The following is a 17446-nucleotide window of genomic DNA, read 5'->3' on the forward strand; positions in this document are numbered from 1 at the left end:
CGTTGGTGACGAAGTAGGGCGAGAGGTAGCCGCGGTCGAACTGCATGCCTTCGACGACTTCGAGTTCGGTCTCGGCGGTCTTGGCTTCCTCAACCGTGATGACGCCTTCGTTGCCGACCTTCTGCATCGCTTCCGCGATCATCTTGCCGACCGACTCGTCGCCATTGGCCGAGATCGTGCCGACCTGGGCAACTTCCTCGGAGGTCTTGATCTTCTTGGCGGCCTTGCCGAGCGCCGAGACGACTTCGGTCACGGCCAGATCGATGCCGCGCTTCAGGTCCATCGGGTTCATGCCGGCGGCAACCGCCTTGTGGCCTTCCTGGACGATCGACTGCGCCAGAACGGTCGCGGTCGTGGTGCCGTCGCCGGCGATGTCGTTGGTCTTCGAAGCAACTTCGCGGACCATCTGCGCGCCCATGTTTTCGAACTTGTCCTCAAGTTCGATTTCCTTGGCGACGGTGACGCCGTCCTTGGTGATGCGCGGCGCGCCGAACGACTTGTCGATGACGACGTTGCGGCCCTTGGGGCCGAGCGTGACCTTCACCGCGTCGGCGAGGATGTTGACGCCGCGCAGCATGCGCTCGCGGGCATCACGGGAGAATTTTACGTCTTTGGCAGCCATTTTTAGCTCCTGGCAGGGGCTTTGATTGAGCCCGGGAATTCAGTTGAGGGAAAGGCTTGATATCAGCCGATGATGCCCATGATGTCGGATTCCTTCATGATCAGAAGGTCTTCGCCATTGAGCTTGACTTCGGTGCCCGACCACTTGCCGAACAGGATGCGGTCGCCAGCCTTGACGTCCAGGGGGACCAGCTTGCCAGCTTCATCACGAGCGCCGGAGCCGACAGCGATGATCTCGCCTTCCTGCGGCTTTTCCTTTGCCGTATCCGGGATGATGATCCCGCCGGCGGTCTTGGATTCGGATTCGACCCGGCGAACGACCACGCGGTCATGAAGCGGGCGGAACTTCGACTTTGCCATTTTTTCTTCCTCGATGAGAACGGTGAGAAACAGTTCCTCCGTCCGGCGGCGCCGGACATATGAGTTAGCACTCACCAATGGCGAGTGCTAACGTGGCGCTGAAATAGGCTGGCGGCTCGCCGGAGTCAAGGCGCTCGGAGCCATGAATTGCTCGATCAAAGCCCTGCCGCGCCCGACAATGAACTTACCGGCGCCTTGGCGATCCAAGCACCAGAAGCGGGCACCGTTCCGCCAGCGGGTACGAGCCGCTCGGCACGACACGCACGTCGCCGAAGCAGCCGCTCGCCTCATCGATCAGCATGGCCAGCGTCGCGAAGCAATAAATCGTTTCGGAACCTGCATAAACATCGATGGTGTTGATGGAGGCCATGCTCCATCCCGTGTTCGCGGCAAGGGCTCTGCGGTCGGGAAAGTTCTTGTCAAAAGCATCGCGGATTGCCTGCACCTTTATGGCGCGGTCGCAATCGTTCGTCGTACACGCCATTGCTATGCGCCATTTGAGGGCGTGGAAATTCCCGACCTCGCCGGCCAAGGCTTGGGCCTCGATGCTGCGCAAATCGTCAAACGTCTCTGGGCCGGCGAAAACGCGGATCGCTACCTGCCCCTGCGGCTTCAGGACTCTGGCGATCTCGCTCAGCAGCGCGCGGCGAGAGCGTGCGGAATCGACGACGGTCAAGCAACCGTCACCAATGACTGCGTCGAGGCTGGCGTTGCCGATTGAAAGGCTCAGCCAATTCCCGGTCATCGCTCTGCGACAGGCGTCGTCGCCCGGCCACACGCCGGAAACCATTGCAGCGGATCCATCGACCGCCAGCATCGTCCGGCCAAGGCCCGCCAGTTCCGGAGTAACGCCCAGCAGCAGAACATCGGCCTCGTCCAGATCGAGCTCGCGCTTGACAATGCCAACTGTTTCCGGCGGCGGCCGCAACGGCGCGTCCAGTAGCTGCCAGTGCCGATGATAATTGTCCCAATGATCTGTCATGCAAATTCGCCGGAGGCTAAGAAAGTCTGGCGCCGAATGCTCATAGCCGCTTAATAGAAGTGGGGATGAAGCCAAGGAGGTTAGCTGTGTCGCGCATCGTTGTCATAACGCATGAGCATGACCGGTTTCTGGGCAAGCGCAACCTCCTGCTGCGCAGGGACAGCCCTTATTTGCTTTTCGATATTCTTGGGAAACTGAAAAGGCGTGGCCATTCGGTCCGGGTTCAACAAGGTCCGTCGAAGGCACACAGCGCCGACATCGCGGTTCTGCACGTTGATGCCACGGTGACGTCCGCAGACTATGTCGACTATGCACGGAGTTTTCCATTCTGCCTCAATCTGGGGGCGTCCGACATATCCAAACGACGGGTCAGTGGAGCGTTGATAGTCGACGGAGATTCCTGGCAAGGCCCGGTCATCGTCAAAAGCGACCTCAATAACCAGGGTATTCCGGAGACGCTCCTCAACCGGCGATCGGAGCGCGCGGGGAAATCGCCGCCTTTTCCGCACATGCAGACCCTGCCGCCCTATCAGATCTATGGATCTCTCGGCGACGTTCCAGATGGCGTCTTCGAGCGCGATGATCTGGTCGTGGAAAAGTTCATTCCTGAAAGAGAACCCGACGGCTTCGCGGCACGCTTCTGGGTGTTTTGCGGAGAGCGCGAGCGTTGCACCCGCTATATATCGCCAAACAGCCTGGTCAAGGCATCGGAAACGATCCGACGTGAGACCGTTCCCGTTCCTGACGAAATGCGCGAGCGGCGACGTGAGCTAGGCTTTGACTACGGGAAGTTCGATTTCGTCATTCATGAGGGCAGGGCAATCCTCCTCGATGCCAACAACACCCCAGGCCGTCCCAAAAACCTCGTGAAGATGTTCGCTGCCGGCGCTTCCGATCTGGCCGACGGCTTCGAGGGCATCATTCATCGGGCGAGATAGGCCGATAGCTGGCCGAGATCGTCGTCGCGCCGTCCCGCCTGAGTCAGTCGTTAAAAAACAGGCCCAGCTGCGTGTGAATGATCGAACGATAATCTTCGATCGTGCGGCGGCTTTCCGCTTCGCCCTCGGCGAGCGCCAGGCGCACCACGCCGCCGGCGAGCTGGAAGATCAGTAGAACCATGCGTTCGAACCGCTCGCGCTTCTCGGGTTCTAGCAGAGTGATGACGTGGTCGCAGAACATCCTGGCTTGATGTCGGGTTTCTGCGATGTCGAGATTCTTGAGCGCCTTGTCGGCCTGGATGGCATTCTGCAGATCCTGGATGGCCGGATCGCCGGCGACGCGGCTGAGATAGTCGTCAAGCAGCCGGTCGGCGGCGGCGATCACGTCCTTGGCCTCGCGGATGTCGGCGATGATCGCCGTCAGCCGTGCACGGCTGACCTCTGAAAACCGCTCGTAGAGCATCGCCAGGATCGCCGATTTGTTGGGAAAATAATGGTAGACGGTGGCGATCGGCCCACCCGCCAGCATGCCGACTTCCTTCATGGTGACGGCGTCGATGCCCTTCTCGCCGATCAGCCGCATGGTCGTCGACAGGATCGCGTCGATGCGCTCGCGGCTGCGTTCCTGCTTGGGCCTGCGCCTGGGCTCGGTGGCTGTTCTCTTCACTTCCGTCATGCATCGATCTTTCGCACGGTTTTCAAATTCCGGTTGACAAGAAATGTGATCAAGTATCAGCTTCTATAAATGCTGACAGGTTGTCAGTTTTTTTGCCGCGCGGCAAGGACGTTGGGGAGGCGCCTTTGACTTCGACAAATGCCGGCCACTTGGGCAATGGCGACTGGCTGGTCGGCAATCCGACAGGTTGGCAGCTTGCCTCGGCCCTGTGGATCGGTTCGGTCGGCTTGCTCATCCTCGGGCTGCAGCCCGTGTTGCTGGGCGCGCTCTACACCGAGGGCCATGTCAGCGGCGATGAGCTGGCGCTGGTCGCGACCGCCGAGATGATCGCCATCGCCGTCGGTTCGGCTGTCGTGGCGATGCTGCTTTCGGCGCACAAGATGCGCTGGAAAAGTGCGGCCCTCCTGCTGCTGCTGGCGCTGGCCAATGTGTGGACGGCCTATGCCGCAACCGCCAACACGCTGATCACGGCCCGCGCCCTGGCCGGGCTGGCCGAGGGCGGTCTGGTCGCGGCCGCCACGGAGTTGATCGCCCGTTCGCGGCGCGCCGAGCGCATCGGCGGCTTTTTCGTCACCATGCAGACGCTGGCGCAATGCGCGCTTGCCCTGTTGCTGGCGCTCTATGTCATCCCGGCAGCCGGATCGGCAGGCGGCTTCATCGTTCTTGCCGTCGTCTGTGTCGCGTCGCTGGCGGTCGCCTTCACCGTCCCCGGGGACTATGCCGATCTCCCGAAGGAAGAGAACCTGGCCAATGTGCTGACGGTTCCCTCGCTGACCGCGCTGCTGTCGGTGTTCTGCTACTTCATGTTCTTCGGTGCGGTCTGGGCCTTTCTGGAACCGCTTGGCGCACAATACGGCATCGATGGCCGCACCGTCGGCCTGATCGTCTCGGCGAGCCTCGCGGCGCAGGTCCTGGGCGCGATGACGGCGACCGTCTTCGAGGCGCGCATCGATTATCGCTTGGCCATCGCGGCGATCGGCACCGTCGCGCTTGTCAGCTCGCTAGTTCTCGCCAGCGGACCTGGCCTCACCACATTCTGGGTCGCCGCCCTGGTCATGGGCTTCATCCTCTTGTTCATCGTGCCCTACCAGATCCGGCTGGCGATCACCGCCGACGAGACGCGCACCGCCGTGCTCTTGGTGCCGGCAGCCCAGCTGTTCGGCCTGGCGGTCGGGCCGATCGCCGCGTCGCTGCTGATCGACGGCAAGGATTTCCGGCCGGTGCCGGAATTCGCCGCCGCCAGCGCCGTTGCCAGCGTGCTTCTGCTCGGTCTGTTCATCCTGGTGACGCGGCGTCGCCGCGCCAGATCATGATCCCGAAAAGTGAGGCCGGTTTTCGGTAGAGATCATGATCCAACAAAAAGCCTGAGCGGGGAGCGCCATGTCGAGCAATTGGAGCAACTGGTCCGGTTTCGTGCGCGCCGAACCGAAGCTGATCGCCAATCCCGCCGATGCCGGCGAACTTGGCGATCTCGTGCGCACTGCGCCCGGCCCGGTGCGTGTCGTCGGCGCCGGTCATTCCTTCACGCCGCTGGTGAAATCCGAGGGCACGATCCTGTCGCTGGAGAGACTGGACGGGCTGGTCTCGCACGACCCGGAAAAAAACCAGGCGCGGGTGCGGGCAGGGACCCGGCTTGGCCCGCTGATGCACATCCTGCAAGGCATTGGCCAGGGCCTGCCCAATATGGGCGACATCGACCGCCAGGCGATCGGTGGCGCGCTGGGCACGGCCACGCACGGCTCGGGACCGACGCTCGGCGCCTATCACACGCAGCTGGAGACGGTGCAGATCGTCGACGGGCTGGGCAAGCTGCGCGACTTCAAGCGGGCAGGGGACCAGGAGACGATCCATGCCATCGGCGTCGCGCTCGGCGCCTTCGGCGCGATGACCGAAGTGACGCTCAACAACATCCCGACCTACCGGCTGCGCCGCCGCAAATGGGTGCTGCCAATCGCCGACATGCTGCGCGAGTTCGAGACGATGATGGCCGCGCATCGCTCGGCCGAATTCTACCACATACCGTTTTCCGGTTACGCCCAGTTCATCGCCAGCGATCTCAGCGACGCAGCACCGACCCCGCGACCGCCGGAAGCGGATGAGGCTGGGTTGAGAACGCTGCGTCGGCTGCGCACCGGGCTTGCCTGGCTGCCGTCGCTGCGCGGCCGCCTGATCCGCTCGGCAGTCGCCAAATTTCCGGCCGAGGACTACGTGCAGGACTGGCTCAACGTCTATGCCAGCGACCGGCAGACCAAGTTCAACGAGATGGAATATCATCTGCCGTTCGAGGAAGGGCCGAAAGCGCTGGTCGAAATCATCGAGCTGACGGAGAAGCGCTTTCCCGAGGTCTATTTCCCGATGGAGGTGCGCACCGTTGCGCCCGACGAATTCTGGCTGTCGCCATTCTACAGGAGGCCGACCTGCTCGATCGCCATCCATCATGACGCGGCGAACGATCCGCTGCCGTTCATGCGGGCAGTCGAGCCGATCTTTCGTAGATATGGCGGCAGGCCGCATTGGGGCAAGATGCACAGCCTGAAGGCGGCGGAGCTGAAAAAGCTCTACCCGCGCTGGGACGACGCCATGGCGGTGCGCCGCGATATCGATCCGCAAAACCGCTTCGTCTCGCCCTACATGGCCGGTTTGTTCGGCATCGCACAATGAGCACCTATTTTTCCGCCCTGTCGGGCGCACTGAAGGAAGCCGGCATCTTCCAGCCCTGCCTGCTGCTCGATCGCGACCGGCTGGACAGCAACATTGACCTGGTAAAGGGGAGACTGGATCCCGGCCTCGCCGTGCGGCTGGTCGACAAGTCGCTCGCCTGCCTGCCTCTGCTTGCCCATATCGGCAAGGCGCTTGGCACCAATCACGTCATGACCTTCCATCCGCCGATCAGCGAGGCGGTGCTGAAGGCGTTTCCCGATGCCGATCTGCTCTACGGCAAGCCGATGCCGATCGGCGCGGCAAGGGCTGCGCTTTCGAAGGGCGCGGCCGACTGGTCGCGTGTCTGCTGGTTGATCGATACGCAGGAGCGGCTGGCGGAATATGGCGCACTCGCTGACGAACTCGACATCGAGCTGCGTATCGCTTTCGAGATCGATGTCGGACTGCATCGCGGCGGCTTTGCCAGCCCGGAGGCGTTGTCGAAGGCGTTGAGCGCACTGCCGGCCAAGCTGCGTTGCGAAGGCGTCATGGCCTATGAGGCGCATGCGCCGCACATTCCGGGCCTGTTCGGTGGACCGGCGAAAGCCCTGGCAAAGGCGTCGGCGCAGGCCGCGGCGTTCGTCGCTTGCCTCGGTCCGGACCAGCGCCGCATCCTGAACATCGGCGGCAGCAAGACAGCATTGCTTCATCATGGCGGCGTGGCCAACGAAGTGTCGATGGGCTCGGCCTTCGTGCTGCCCAGCGATTTCGATACATCAGGCCTCGAAGGCTTCCAGCCGGCTGCCTTTGTCGCAACGCCGATCCTGAAAGTGGTCGAGCCGATGCTGCCCGGCCCGCCAGCCGTCACCCGCCTGCTGCAGGCGCTCGGCCGGTTTCCACGCAAGGGCTGCTACCTCTATGGCGGCAAGTGGATGGCCGAGCCCGTGTTCCCCGAAGGTATGCGGACGAACGGCCTGCTCGGCCTGTCCTCCAACCAGCAATTCATGGGCTTGCCGGCCGATGCGACCGCAAGGCCCGACGACTACGCCTTCCTGCGCCCGACGCAGAGCGAGGCCGTGCTGCAGCAATTCGGATCGATCGTAGTGTTTTCCGGCGGCAGGATAATCGATCGCTGGCCGGCGCTACCGATGGCGTGATCGGCTACGCCCTCACCGGTATCCATATCTCCAGCCCGCCATTGCCGCTGCGCGGATCGAATTCGGGGCCATAGCGCTCGAACTCCGGCGCATCGGATATTTCATGGCCGGACGCCGGCAGCCATTTGTTCCAGATCGTGTTGACCGTACGGCGGATGGTCGAGATGTGTTCGCGGTGGGCGAACACAGCATATTTCTGCGCCGGCACCCGCACCCGGCTGAATTCCTTCGGCAGGTTGGAAAAGTCCGACACCTCGACGCCGGCGATGTAGTCGAAATTGCCGGAATCGTCGCCGTTGACGCAGACGCCATAGGCGACGTCGCCTGTCTCGCCCGGAATGTTGCCGATATAGGGGCCAAAGCGCTGCCACTGCATCGGGATAGCGGCGCTGGTTTCACAGCTGTAGCGTTCGCCGAGGCCGGCGATCAGAAACGGCCGGCTGGTCTCGAAGCGCGGCGGTTCGAGGTTGGTAAGAAAGGACTGGTCCATCAGGATCGGCTCCACGAGGTCGAGATTTTTGAGCGTGCCTTGCGCGCGCACCAGTTCCGGCGTGGTGCCGAACTGGTCGCGGAAGGCACGGGTGAACGCCTCATGCGAGTTGTAGCCGGCATCGAGCGCGAGCGAGAGAATGTCGGGCGCGCCGCCGGCCAGCTTGCGCGCCGCTTCGCTCAGCCGGCGCGCGCGCATGTAGCCCATCACCGACCGGCCGGTGGCAGCGCCAAACGCACGCGTCACGTGAAAGCGCGACACGCCGCTGCTTTGCGCGACATCGTCGAGCGAAATCGCCTCCGGCAAATGGCTTTCGACGAACCACAGCGCTTTCTCGGTCGGGTTCATGGGGCTCCTTTTCGCATTGGGCGGATCACCTTGCCACCTTCCCGCAAAGCCAGTTTGATCGAAATTGCGCAATCTGCACGATAGCATCGGCTGGCTTTCGCTTGACAGTGCCAGGCGGCATCTTCTAGAGCGTTATGTTATTACATAATGAGAGCGCGCAATGCCTGTTTCCCCCACACATGAGTGGCCCATCACTCCGTCCGAGAAATCCGTTGCGAAGCGATTGGGGGAAATCTACGCTGGACCCGTGATGGTCCCCGAGTCGAAAGGCGAGGGGTGAAAAGGGAACACGGTGAGGCCTGCTCAGGTCGAGGCCGTGGCTGCCCCCGCAACTGTAAGCGGCGAGCAAAATCCGTGAATGCCACTGGCCGGCAAGGCTGGGAAGGCAGGATGGCGCAACGACCCGCGAGCCAGGAGACCTGCCATCAGCATGAGTTGACCGGACGGGGTGTGCCGGGAGGAAACGCGGATTTCGGTCTTGTCGGCCGGCTCGCCAGCGTCCTTCCGTCGCCAGTTTTGGAAAGTGACGGAAAGTTGGACGGCTCCATCGATCCCATCCATCGCATCATCGTGTGTACGCTTTGCCGTGACGTCCCCACAGGGATCAGGTCGGGTGAAGGCCTTAGTGCCGATTTGCGCTCCCGGCTCTCTGTCCATTGCGAGCCGGCCGTGGCGCACGGCTTCGCGGTCGAAGGCGTGGATTGCATGGCAGGCTGCGCGCGGCCGCTGACGGTCGCGTTCCAGGCACAAGGCAAGGCCACCTATCTCTTCGGCTCGATCGACGCGCAGGCCGATGTTGGCGACCTCGTGCGATTCGCCGGACTCTATGCCTCGCTCGCCGATGGCTGGCGCAATTCCGGGCAGCGTCCGGCTGGATTGGCCGGCAAGACGCTGGCCCGCATCCCGGCTCCGGGCAATCTGGCAGGCAGCAGCCGATGACGCCGCTTCTCGAAGCGCGCGACCTCTGCGCCATGGCGAATGGGCGAGATCTGATCCAGGCGGTCACTCTGTCGGTGGCCGCTGGCGACCGCCTCGCCATCATTGGACCCAACGGCGCCGGCAAGACGACGCTGCTGCGCATGCTGTCGGGCATGCTGCGACCGAGCTCAGGCGAGGTGAAGCTTGGCGGGCGGCGGCTGGACAGGATCTCCGCCGCCGAGCGGGCACTGCATATCGCCGTGGTCGGCCAGACCGACCAGCCCGATCCGCGGCTGGCGGTGATCGACTATGTCGAGCTTGGCCGCGTCCCGCATACCGGGCTGAGGCGCAGGAGCGAGGAGCGCGACATTGTCGTCGATGCGCTGCGCCAAACCGGTCTGCTGCCGCTGCTTGGCCGCACCATCGGCTCGCTGTCGGGCGGCGAGCGCCAGCGCGCCCAACTGGCGCGCGCCATCGCGCAGCAGCCAAAAATCCTGTTCCTCGACGAGCCGACCAACCATCTCGACCCGCGCGCCCGCGGCGAACTGCTCGAACTCGTGGCCGGCTTCAGCATGACGGTGATCGCGGTGCTGCACGATCTGGCGCTGGTCGCACCCTTCGCCACCAGGGTGGCGGTGATGAACCATGCCCGTCTGCAAGCGCTCGCCGCACCGCGCGAAGCGCTGACCCAACAGCTGATCCGCGAGATTTTCGGCATCGATGTGCTGCGTCTGCGCCACCCGACCGAAGACCGCGAACTGACGGTGTTCGAGGTTCCGAATCGTGCCGCGCCGCCGTCCTGACTGAAGCCGTTCCGTATTCCAACAAAGGAGCAACATCCGTGAAACGCCTCGCCTTTTCGCTTGCCTTCTCGCTGCTGGCCTCGACAGCCCTGGCCTTCCCGGTAACCGTCGACAGCTGCGGCAAACCACTGACTTTCGACGCGCCGCCGAAGCGCGCCGTCATCCATGATCTCAACATGGCCGAGATGGCTTTCGCGCTGAAACTGCAGCCGTCGATCGTCGGCCTGACCGGCATTACCGGATGGTACAAGGTCGGCCCCGAATTCAAGGCCGAGCAGGGTTCGATCCCGGAACTGGCGCCAAAGTATCCGACGCTCGAAAACATCGTCGCCGTCGAGCCCGATTTCTTCTTCGCCGGCTGGCATTATGGCATGAAGCCGGGCGGCGAGGTGACGCCCGACACGCTTGCCCCGCACGGCATCAAGACGCTGGTGCTGACGGAAAGCTGCATCCATCTCGACAAGACCCGCCCCGCCGCCTCGATGGACCTGCTCTATGGCGACGTCGAAAAGCTGGGCAAGATCTTCGGCAAGGAGGCCGAGGCGGAGAAGCTTGTCTCCGGCTGGAAGACGCAACTCGCCATCATCATCGCCAAGATCGGCGACAGCAAGGGAACGAGGGTGTTCCTGTACGATTCCGGTGAGGACAAGCCGTTTACCGCGGGCAAGTTCGCCATCCCCAGCGCCATGATATCGGCCGCCGGCGGCGACAACATCATGGCCGACATGGACACCAGCTGGGGCAACACGGACTGGGAAACGGTGGCCTCGCGCAATCCGCAATTCCTCATCCTGCTAGATTACCAGGACGGCGGCGGCTACAGGAAGCTGCTCGATTTCCTGAAGGCGCATCCGGCGATGAAGGAGACGGATGCGGTCAAGAACGAGCGCTTCGTTGCATTGCGCTATGCCGAGCTGACGCCCGGGCCGGCCAACATCGAGGCGATCGGCAAGATCGCCAAGGCCATGCATCCGGAAGCATTTTGAGGAAGTTTGACGGGTCGAATATGCTTGTGTTGATGGACGGCTTGCCTTGGCGATTGGTTGAAACATCAATCGCTTCGTCATCCACGGGCGGAGCAAGGAGCGTAGCGACGCGGCGCAGACCCGAGGATCCATGCCGCGACTTCCGAGCGTTGCTTCGGTGCAGAATTCTGCTCCGCTGCACGCTTCGGCCAAGGTCCCGGCATGGATCCCAGGGTCTCCGCGACGGCGCTTCGCGCCTGCTCCGCCCTGGGATGACGACGTTGGAGGGGCCTCGGCCAATCTTGAATGGCGAGGCAACGACATGTGTGAAAACGTGAGCTTGCGCCGCAAGCCATTCGCCTTGGCAATGACTACGGGAGCGGCGGCGATCGCCGCTCTCGCTCTGCTGTCGATCGCCTATGGCTCGACGCTGATCCCGTTGACCGACGTCATTGCCGCGCTTGGCCGTGCAATTGGCTTGAGTGGGCACGACGTGTCCGGTCCGGTCGGCAAGATCGTCGTCGATCTGCGGCTGCCGCGCACGATCCTGGCCATCTGCGTCGGCGCCGGCCTGGGCGTCGTCGGTGCGCTGCTGCAGACGGTGACCCGCAACGATCTTGCCGATCCGTTCCTGTTCGGCCTGTCGTCGGGAGCCGCCGCCGGCGCCGTTTCCGTCATCACCGTCTTCGGCGACAGTTTCGGCATCTGGACGTTGCCGGTCGCGGCCTTCACCGGCGGCCTATTGGCTGCCGGTATCGTCCTACTGCTGGTCGCGCGGGTGAAAGGGCAAGGCCCGGAGCGGCTGATCCTCGCCGGCCTTGCCGTGTCGTTCATGTTCACTGCCTTGACCAACTACCTGGTCTTTGCCGGCGACCAGCGCGCCGCCCACTCCGTGCTGTTCTGGACGATGGGCGGCCTTGGCCTGGCGCGCTGGGACAATATCTGGTTGGGCGCGCTAGGTGCGGGCACCATCCTGGCGTACGCGCTGTGGAACCACCGCCGGCTCGATGCTTTCCTGGCCGGCGAAAACGCCGCCGAAAGCCTTGGCGTGCCGGTGGCGCGGATGCGCAGGATGACGTTTCTCGTCGCCGCCTTCTCGACGGCGATCCTTGTCTCTGTCGCCGGCGTCATCGGCTTCGTCGGGTTGATGATCCCGCATCTGTCGCGCCCGCTGGCGGGTCCCTTGCATCTGCGCCTGGTTGCGAGCTGCGCCGTGTTCGGCGCGGTGCTTTTGCTGGCCAGCGATCTTCTGGCCCGCACGCTGCTGCCGCCGCAGGAACTGCCGATCGGCATCATCACCAGTTCTGTTGGTGCGTTCTTCGTCGTCACCATGCTGATCCGCAACCGGCTGTGATTGCGGTCGGAAACGGTTTACTCAGATCGTCCAGAAATAGCGCACAATGTGAAAGAACACCGGGGCAGCGAAGACCAGGCTATCGGTGCGATCCATCATGCCGCCATGACCTTCGATCAGGTGGCCCCAATCCTTGACGCCCTGGTCGCGCTTGATGGCCGAGGCGACCAGCCCGCCCAGAAATCCCATCGAGCAGGCGACGAAGGCCACGGCCGCCGCCTGCAGCGGCGAAAACGGAGTCACGAACGACAACAGCGCGCCGAGCAGGCTCGCCGACACCAGTCCGCCGATCAGCCCTTCCCAGGTTTTCGACGGCGAGACGTTCGGCGAAAAGCGGTGTTTTCCAAACAGCTTGCCGAAGATGTATTGCAGCACGTCGCTGCCTTGTACGACGATGATCAGGAAGGCGATCAGCAACAGGGTGCGGCCTTCGAAGCCCGGCACGTCGAGCGTCAGCAGGGCAGGGACATGGCTGACGCAATAGACCGATATCATCACCGCCCATTGCTGCGCGGCGATGCGCTCGAGGAAGCGTTCGGTGTCGCCATGCAGCGCCGTGATGGCCGGCATCAACAGGAAGCAGTAGACCGGAATGAAGATGACGAAGAGCCCGTACCAGGCGGTCCACACCAGCCAGTACTGAAACGGTATGATGATGCCGAACATGCCAAGCAGCACCCAATGGTCGCTGCGGCGGGTGTGCGTCAGCGTCACGAATTCGCGCAGCGCGGCGAAGGAGATCAGCGCGAACAGGATGGTCATGCCGTAGCGGCCGAAGAAGAAGGCGACCGTCATCATCGCCACCATCACCCACCAGGCGTTGATGCGCTGGGTGAGATTGACCAGCGTCGAACTCAGCGGCTTCGGCGCCCGCGCGCAAAGTATGGCGGCAACGATGCTGGCGGTGGTCAAAACCGCCAGCAGGCCGATGATCAGGATGGAGATCTCGTGGCGCATCAATCGTCTCGCTCGGGACGCGGGTTGAGCGCCAGAAGCGTGGCGTGGGCGCGCTCGAGAAAGGCGCGGCGTTCCTCGCCCGGGCCAACCGCGACCGGTGCGCCGAAGACGACGCGGCACAGCAGCGGCACCGGCAGGAACTGGCCCTTGGGCAGCACGCGCGACATGTTCTCGATCCAGCACGGGATCAGCTCGACCTCCGGCCGCGCCATCGACAGATTGTAGAGCCCGGAGCGAAAGGCCAGCAGCGGCTCCTCGGTCATGTTGCGGGTGCCCTCGGGAAACAGGATCAGCGAGTGGCCCTGGTCGAGAACCGACAGCATGATCTCGATCGGATTTTCCTCAGGCTTCGTCCATTGCCGGTTGATGAGCACGGATGACAGCATGTCCTCGGCAATGAAGCGACGCAGCCGTGACTTTCCCCAATATTCGCCGGCGGCAACCGCGTGCGTGATCGCGCGCTCCTTTTCGCTGAGGCACGCCGACAACAGGATGAAGTCGCCATGGCTGGTGTGGTTGGCGAAGTAGATACGTTGCCGGTCGGATGGCAGGCTGCCGCTCCAGATCGGACGCACGCCGGTCACCATCCAGGCCAGTGCCGAGAGGCCGACGGAGGTTACCGTCTGCAGCAAGGTGAAGGTCTTGAGCGAAAGCCTGTTCATCGCGGCGCCCAAAACCCCGCCGCCAGAAGCGCTACGGCAAATAGCGCCAGGGCCGCACGCTGCTTGAACAGCAAGCGACGGGTGCCGGCCATGCGGTCATCGAGCGTGCGTGTCGTGGACGCGGCGGGCTTCAGGCGCATGCGCGCCAGCATGTCGTCCACCGCGGCGCCACCGGAAGCTTCGTCATTGTGGCTGCCCATCAGCCGGAACAGCAGCGCATCGAACGCCAGCAGTGCCGACAGCGCCAGCACGGCGACAGCGCTCGCGGCGGTGATCGACAGCGCGAGGGCTGCAGGCAAGATCTCGAAGGCGCCGCGCGCCGACGCAGCCAGGGGCGCGAGGATATTTGCGGCCACCACGACCGCGGCCGGCCATGCTGCCTGCTGCATCAGCATGCGGGCGAAGCGATCGGCGCGATCCTGGTAGGCGTTGTCGGTCATGACGTCGTCCGCTCCGTGGCCTCGGCAAGATGGATCGGCCGGCCGGCGGCCATCAGCATCTCGCGGGCACGCATCGGCGTCCTGGCTCTGCCGGTCGCCACCAGCCATTCGGCAACGACGCCGGCGCTGCGCTGGAAACCGAGCGCGCAGCAGACCAGCACGGTGCCGTCGCGGCGCGCGCTCTCCAGCGCGCTGGTTGCCTGTTGCTGTATCGCCATTTCGGGCGGCAACAGGTCGATCATCGGAAAGCTGATCCAGCGGCAATCGGCTCCCGCCGGCTTTTCAAGTTCGGCGGCGAGGTCGATGACCGTGCCGAAGCTGTTGGCCTCGCGTGCTGTGGGAAAGCGCCCGAGAAAGACGCCGTCGGCAATTGCCGCCTGGGAAGCAAGATTACGCGTCCAGGCCCATATATTGGCTCTGGCGCCGAGGCGGTAAGGCAAGAGCAGAATACGGCTTGCCAGAGTGGTGCTGCCATCGGCGGATTTCTGGAACACCGTTGAGCCGGCCCCGGCATAGGCGAAGGCGACGATGGACAGCGCCAGCGCCGGCCAAAGCAGGAGAAGCGCGACGGCGCAAAAGAAAGCGCCGAGCGCGGCACCGGCCAGCGCAAGGGCGGCGCCCAGCGCATAGAACAGCGCCAGCCGCCGTGCCTTCGCATCGCTGGTCAGCCGTACGCCTGAAAACGGCAACACGCCGCTGCGCGGAAACAGCCACAGCGCAAAGAACCCGAGCAGCGCGCCGGTCGGGATGTCGATGAAGTGATGCTGCCAGGTCGTCAGCACCGAGGCACCGATCAGAAAGCACCAGCCATGCCAGAGCGGCAGAAGAAAGCCGCTGAGCCGGTGGCGCCAATGTTCCCAGATGATCACCAGCAGGGCGATGTGCAGCGAAGGCGCCTGGTTGAACGGCTTGTCGAAACCGCCGAGCACGGCAAACAGGAAGCCCGATAGCCCGGTCGTTGCCGGCCGCACGAACGTCGCGGTCAGCGGGAACAGGATGAAGCAGACAACGGCGACGATCTGCGCGGTGAGATAACGTCCGGCCAGGCGGTCGACCCCTTGCCTGTTGTCGTTGAGCAGCAGCGACAGGCCGTAGAACAGGTTGATCGACCAGTAAGGCACGATGGTCCAGGCGAGGAACGGGATGCTGTGTTCCCAGGAGAACACGATGCTGCCGACGTCGTCGCGCCGCGACGCCAGCCAGTTGGCGAAGCCGTAGCTGAGGTAGAAGAACGGCGCCAGGAAGCCCAGCCAGAGGACTGCCCTGACGACCACCCGTCCATAGGGCTCGGTGCGTGCGGTCGATGCAAGCGATGACACCATGCTGTTCAGCGTCGCCGTGCGACCGAGACGGTGAAGATGCCCCACTGATCGATGCGCTGGTCGAGCTTTTCGAAACCGGCGGCTTCGACAAGCTGGTCCATCTCGCCTTGCGTGCGCCGCCGCATGACCCAGGCCTCGCCGCCGCGATGCGACGTCAGGCTGCGGGCGATCATCTCGAGCTGCGGGTGCCAGGGCTGGTTGGTGTAGAGCAACAGGCTGCCGGGCTGCATGGTATGGGCCAATCCACCGAGCGAGCGGGCGATCATCGCATTGTCGGAGAACAGTTCGTAGAGGCCGGAAACGATGGCGAGGTCGGGCGCCGGATCGATCGAAGCGAGCATGCCGGCATCGAAGGCGTCGGCGCGTTGGAACGAGACATCAGCCGGCAATTTCCGTTCAGCGATCAGCTTGCGGCCAAGCTGCACGTTGAGGTCGGAATAGTCCTGCAGGCGCACGCTCGCCGGCTGGTCGGGGCTCTTGACGATGGCATCGAGAACATAGCGGCCGTGGCCGGCGGCGATGTCGAGAATATGCGCCGGCCGGCCGGTGGCCTTGAGCGTCGCCAGGCTGGAGCCGATCAGCTCTTCGAGATGCAGCTTGCGCTGGCGAATGCCGCGCCAGCCGATGGCTTCCAGGAAGACGCGATCGACGACGCGGCCAAGAGGCGTAAGACCCCGCGCGTCGTTCTCGTAGACGTAATCCAGTGTCGAGCCGGAATCGAAGCCAGTGGCGATGCCGGCCTTCATGCCCTGGGAGACCCAGGCGCCCATGCGGATGGAGGCACGGCTGAATGCCCAATAGAGACCCTTGGGCGACAACAGATCGAGCGGCGAGGCAAGCCTGTCGGCCTCGTCGCGGGTGTAGCCGGCAATATCCGCCTGCTTCAGGTCGACCGGCGCATCCGGCGCCGCAAACTGCTTCGCCAGGAACGGCCGGATCAGGTCGAGGGCCCGCGCCCGGTCGCGCTCGCCCAGCGTATCGTGGAAGAAACCCGGCAACACATGGCGTTCCTTGGTGCGGCTGCCGAGATTGACGAAGAACTGGTGCTGCGGGCCGTGGCGCACCACCCAGTCGCTGCCCGAGAGCAGCAGCTGCGTCGGCACGGTGATGGCGCGGGCATCAGTGACGATGCGCGCCGCGTGCTGGTAGAGTTCGACCAGGATGTTGGAGGCGATCGGCCTGGTGATCAGCGGATCGCTCTCGAAAGAGGCGATGCGCAGGGGATCATGGGTCAGGAATTTTGCCTTGACGTAGGAATTGACGAAGAAGCGGCCCTTGATCTTCTGCCACAACGCGATGCCTTCCCTGGCGAACGGCACGTAGAGTTTCACCGAGAAGGCCGGTGAGGCCAGCACCATGGCGCGCAGCTTCGGCGCATAGTCGTGCACCCAGGCTGCCGCGAGCACGGCGCCGAAGGATTGCGCGATCAGCGCGATATCCCGCGTGGTGAAGCCATCCCTGGCGGCGATCTCGCGCATGAAGCAGTCGATGTCGCGCACCAGGGCCGAGAAGGACGGGGCATAGCCGCGCTCGCCGGACGAACGGCCGTTGCCGCGCGCATCCCAGGCATAGAAGGCGTGGTCCGGCATCCGCAATTCGTCGACCAGATGGGCCATGCGGCCGCCATGCTCATGACCGCGATGGAAGAGCACCACCGCTCCCTTGGCATCGGCGGAGGCCGCCGGCCAGAAGCGGTAGAAGATCTCCGTCCCGTCATGGCTGCGGAAGATCCGCTCCTGCGCTTGCCGCTCAAGGCTTTGCGTGGCCGCGGCGGCGATCGGTTCGTGCATCATGGTCTTTCCCTTTGGCGGCA

The 17446-nt window shown here is 63.8% G+C and carries 18 protein-coding genes and 1 riboswitch; of the genes, 8 read left to right on the forward strand and 10 right to left on the reverse strand.

From position 1 onward, the window contains the following. The 3 genes from groEL to NKI73_RS23985 form a co-directional block, all read right to left on the reverse strand. Positions 1 to 622 (reverse strand): chaperonin GroEL (gene groEL / locus NKI73_RS23975; RefSeq protein ID WP_352633254.1); only part of this gene is annotated, 622 nt, incomplete at its 3' end. Positions 623 to 684: 62 nt separating this feature from the next. Further along, positions 685 to 981 carry a co-chaperone GroES gene (gene groES / locus NKI73_RS23980; RefSeq protein ID WP_006203049.1) on the reverse strand — a complete coding sequence of 99 codons (297 nt, stop codon included), beginning with the start codon at positions 979 to 981 and terminating at the stop codon, positions 685 to 687. Between the two features lie 184 nt (positions 982 to 1165). Further along, positions 1166 to 1963, reverse strand: coding sequence for a class I SAM-dependent methyltransferase (locus NKI73_RS23985; RefSeq protein WP_352633255.1), 798 nt, complete (start codon positions 1961 to 1963; stop codon positions 1166 to 1168). An 86-nt stretch (positions 1964 to 2049) separates the two neighbouring features. Here NKI73_RS23985 and NKI73_RS23990 point away from each other — a divergent pair, with 86 nt between their 5' ends. Continuing rightward, positions 2050 to 2901: an ATP-grasp domain-containing protein gene (locus NKI73_RS23990; protein WP_352633256.1), complete on the forward strand. Its 852-nt coding sequence runs from the start codon at positions 2050 to 2052 to the stop codon at positions 2899 to 2901. A gap of 43 nt (positions 2902 to 2944) precedes the next feature. Here NKI73_RS23990 and NKI73_RS23995 read toward each other — a convergent pair whose 3' ends face one another. Further along, positions 2945 to 3577 (reverse strand): TetR/AcrR family transcriptional regulator, encoded by a 633-nt coding sequence (locus tag NKI73_RS23995; RefSeq protein ID WP_352633257.1) that lies wholly within the window; start codon positions 3575 to 3577, stop codon positions 2945 to 2947. A gap of 125 nt (positions 3578 to 3702) precedes the next feature. Between NKI73_RS23995 and NKI73_RS24000 the strand changes: the two genes are divergently transcribed. From NKI73_RS24000 to NKI73_RS24010, 3 genes are all read left to right on the forward strand, one after another. Next, the gene (locus NKI73_RS24000) at positions 3703 to 4890 is read left to right on the forward strand and encodes an MFS transporter (protein ID WP_352633258.1); all 1188 of its coding nucleotides are present in this window, start codon (positions 3703 to 3705) and stop codon (positions 4888 to 4890) included. Positions 4891 to 4957: 67 nt separating this feature from the next. Beyond that, complete coding sequence (locus tag NKI73_RS24005) at positions 4958 to 6238, forward strand: D-arabinono-1,4-lactone oxidase (protein WP_352633259.1); 1281 nt, start codon at positions 4958 to 4960, stop codon at positions 6236 to 6238. Next, on the forward strand, positions 6235 to 7374 hold the full coding sequence (locus NKI73_RS24010; protein ID WP_352633260.1) for an alanine racemase: 1140 nt from the start codon (positions 6235 to 6237) through the stop codon (positions 7372 to 7374). Before NKI73_RS24005 ends, NKI73_RS24010 begins: the two co-directional genes overlap by 4 nt. 4 nt (positions 7375 to 7378) lie before the next feature. Here the strand turns inward: NKI73_RS24010 and NKI73_RS24015 are convergent, their stop codons facing one another. Continuing rightward, positions 7379 to 8212 (reverse strand): GyrI-like domain-containing protein, encoded by an 834-nt coding sequence (locus NKI73_RS24015; protein WP_352633261.1) that lies wholly within the window; start codon positions 8210 to 8212, stop codon positions 7379 to 7381. A gap of 234 nt (positions 8213 to 8446) precedes the next feature. After that, a riboswitch (cobalamin riboswitch) is annotated at positions 8447 to 8653 on the forward strand. A gap of 93 nt (positions 8654 to 8746) precedes the next feature. On the opposite strand from NKI73_RS24015, the gene NKI73_RS24020 reads away from it, so the two are divergent. From NKI73_RS24020 to NKI73_RS24035, 4 genes are all read left to right on the forward strand, one after another. Continuing rightward, a complete protein-coding gene (locus tag NKI73_RS24020; RefSeq protein ID WP_352633262.1) occupies positions 8747 to 9151 on the forward strand; it encodes a DUF1636 family protein in 405 nt (134 codons plus the stop codon). Further along, the gene (locus NKI73_RS24025; RefSeq protein ID WP_352633263.1) at positions 9148 to 9933 is read left to right on the forward strand and encodes an ABC transporter ATP-binding protein; all 786 of its coding nucleotides are present in this window, start codon (positions 9148 to 9150) and stop codon (positions 9931 to 9933) included. Before NKI73_RS24020 ends, NKI73_RS24025 begins: the two co-directional genes overlap by 4 nt. A gap of 38 nt (positions 9934 to 9971) precedes the next feature. Continuing rightward, on the forward strand, positions 9972 to 10919 hold the full coding sequence (locus NKI73_RS24030) for an ABC transporter substrate-binding protein (RefSeq protein WP_352633264.1): 948 nt from the start codon (positions 9972 to 9974) through the stop codon (positions 10917 to 10919). 301 nt (positions 10920 to 11220) lie between these two features. Further along, positions 11221 to 12252, forward strand: a complete 1032-nt coding sequence (locus NKI73_RS24035) for a FecCD family ABC transporter permease (RefSeq protein ID WP_502909600.1) — start codon at positions 11221 to 11223, stop codon at positions 12250 to 12252. A gap of 21 nt (positions 12253 to 12273) precedes the next feature. On the opposite strand, the gene NKI73_RS24040 is transcribed toward NKI73_RS24035, so the two are convergent. The 5 genes from NKI73_RS24040 to NKI73_RS24060 are packed head-to-tail and all read right to left on the reverse strand — an operon-like array spanning position 12274 to position 17423. Then, the gene (locus tag NKI73_RS24040; RefSeq protein WP_352633265.1) at positions 12274 to 13209 is read right to left on the reverse strand and encodes a phosphatidate cytidylyltransferase; all 936 of its coding nucleotides are present in this window, start codon (positions 13207 to 13209) and stop codon (positions 12274 to 12276) included. Further along, positions 13209 to 13871, reverse strand: a complete 663-nt coding sequence (locus NKI73_RS24045; protein WP_352633266.1) for a lysophospholipid acyltransferase family protein — start codon at positions 13869 to 13871, stop codon at positions 13209 to 13211. The genes NKI73_RS24040 and NKI73_RS24045 overlap by 1 nt, the downstream gene beginning before the upstream one ends. Next, positions 13868 to 14311, reverse strand: a complete 444-nt coding sequence (locus tag NKI73_RS24050; RefSeq protein ID WP_352633267.1) for a hypothetical protein — start codon at positions 14309 to 14311, stop codon at positions 13868 to 13870. The genes NKI73_RS24045 and NKI73_RS24050 overlap by 4 nt, the downstream gene beginning before the upstream one ends. Then, positions 14308 to 15633, reverse strand: a complete 1326-nt coding sequence (locus tag NKI73_RS24055) for a phosphatase PAP2/dual specificity phosphatase family protein (RefSeq protein WP_352633268.1) — start codon at positions 15631 to 15633, stop codon at positions 14308 to 14310. Before NKI73_RS24055 ends, NKI73_RS24050 begins: the two co-directional genes overlap by 4 nt. A 5-nt stretch (positions 15634 to 15638) precedes the next feature. Continuing rightward, complete coding sequence (locus NKI73_RS24060) at positions 15639 to 17423, reverse strand: bifunctional alpha/beta hydrolase/class I SAM-dependent methyltransferase (protein ID WP_502905604.1); 1785 nt, start codon at positions 17421 to 17423, stop codon at positions 15639 to 15641. Positions 17424 to 17446 lie beyond the last annotated feature (23 nt).

The sequence above is a fragment of the Mesorhizobium sp. M0496 genome (genome assembly GCF_040321205.1).
Classification (GTDB): Bacteria; Pseudomonadota; Alphaproteobacteria; order Rhizobiales; family Rhizobiaceae; genus Mesorhizobium.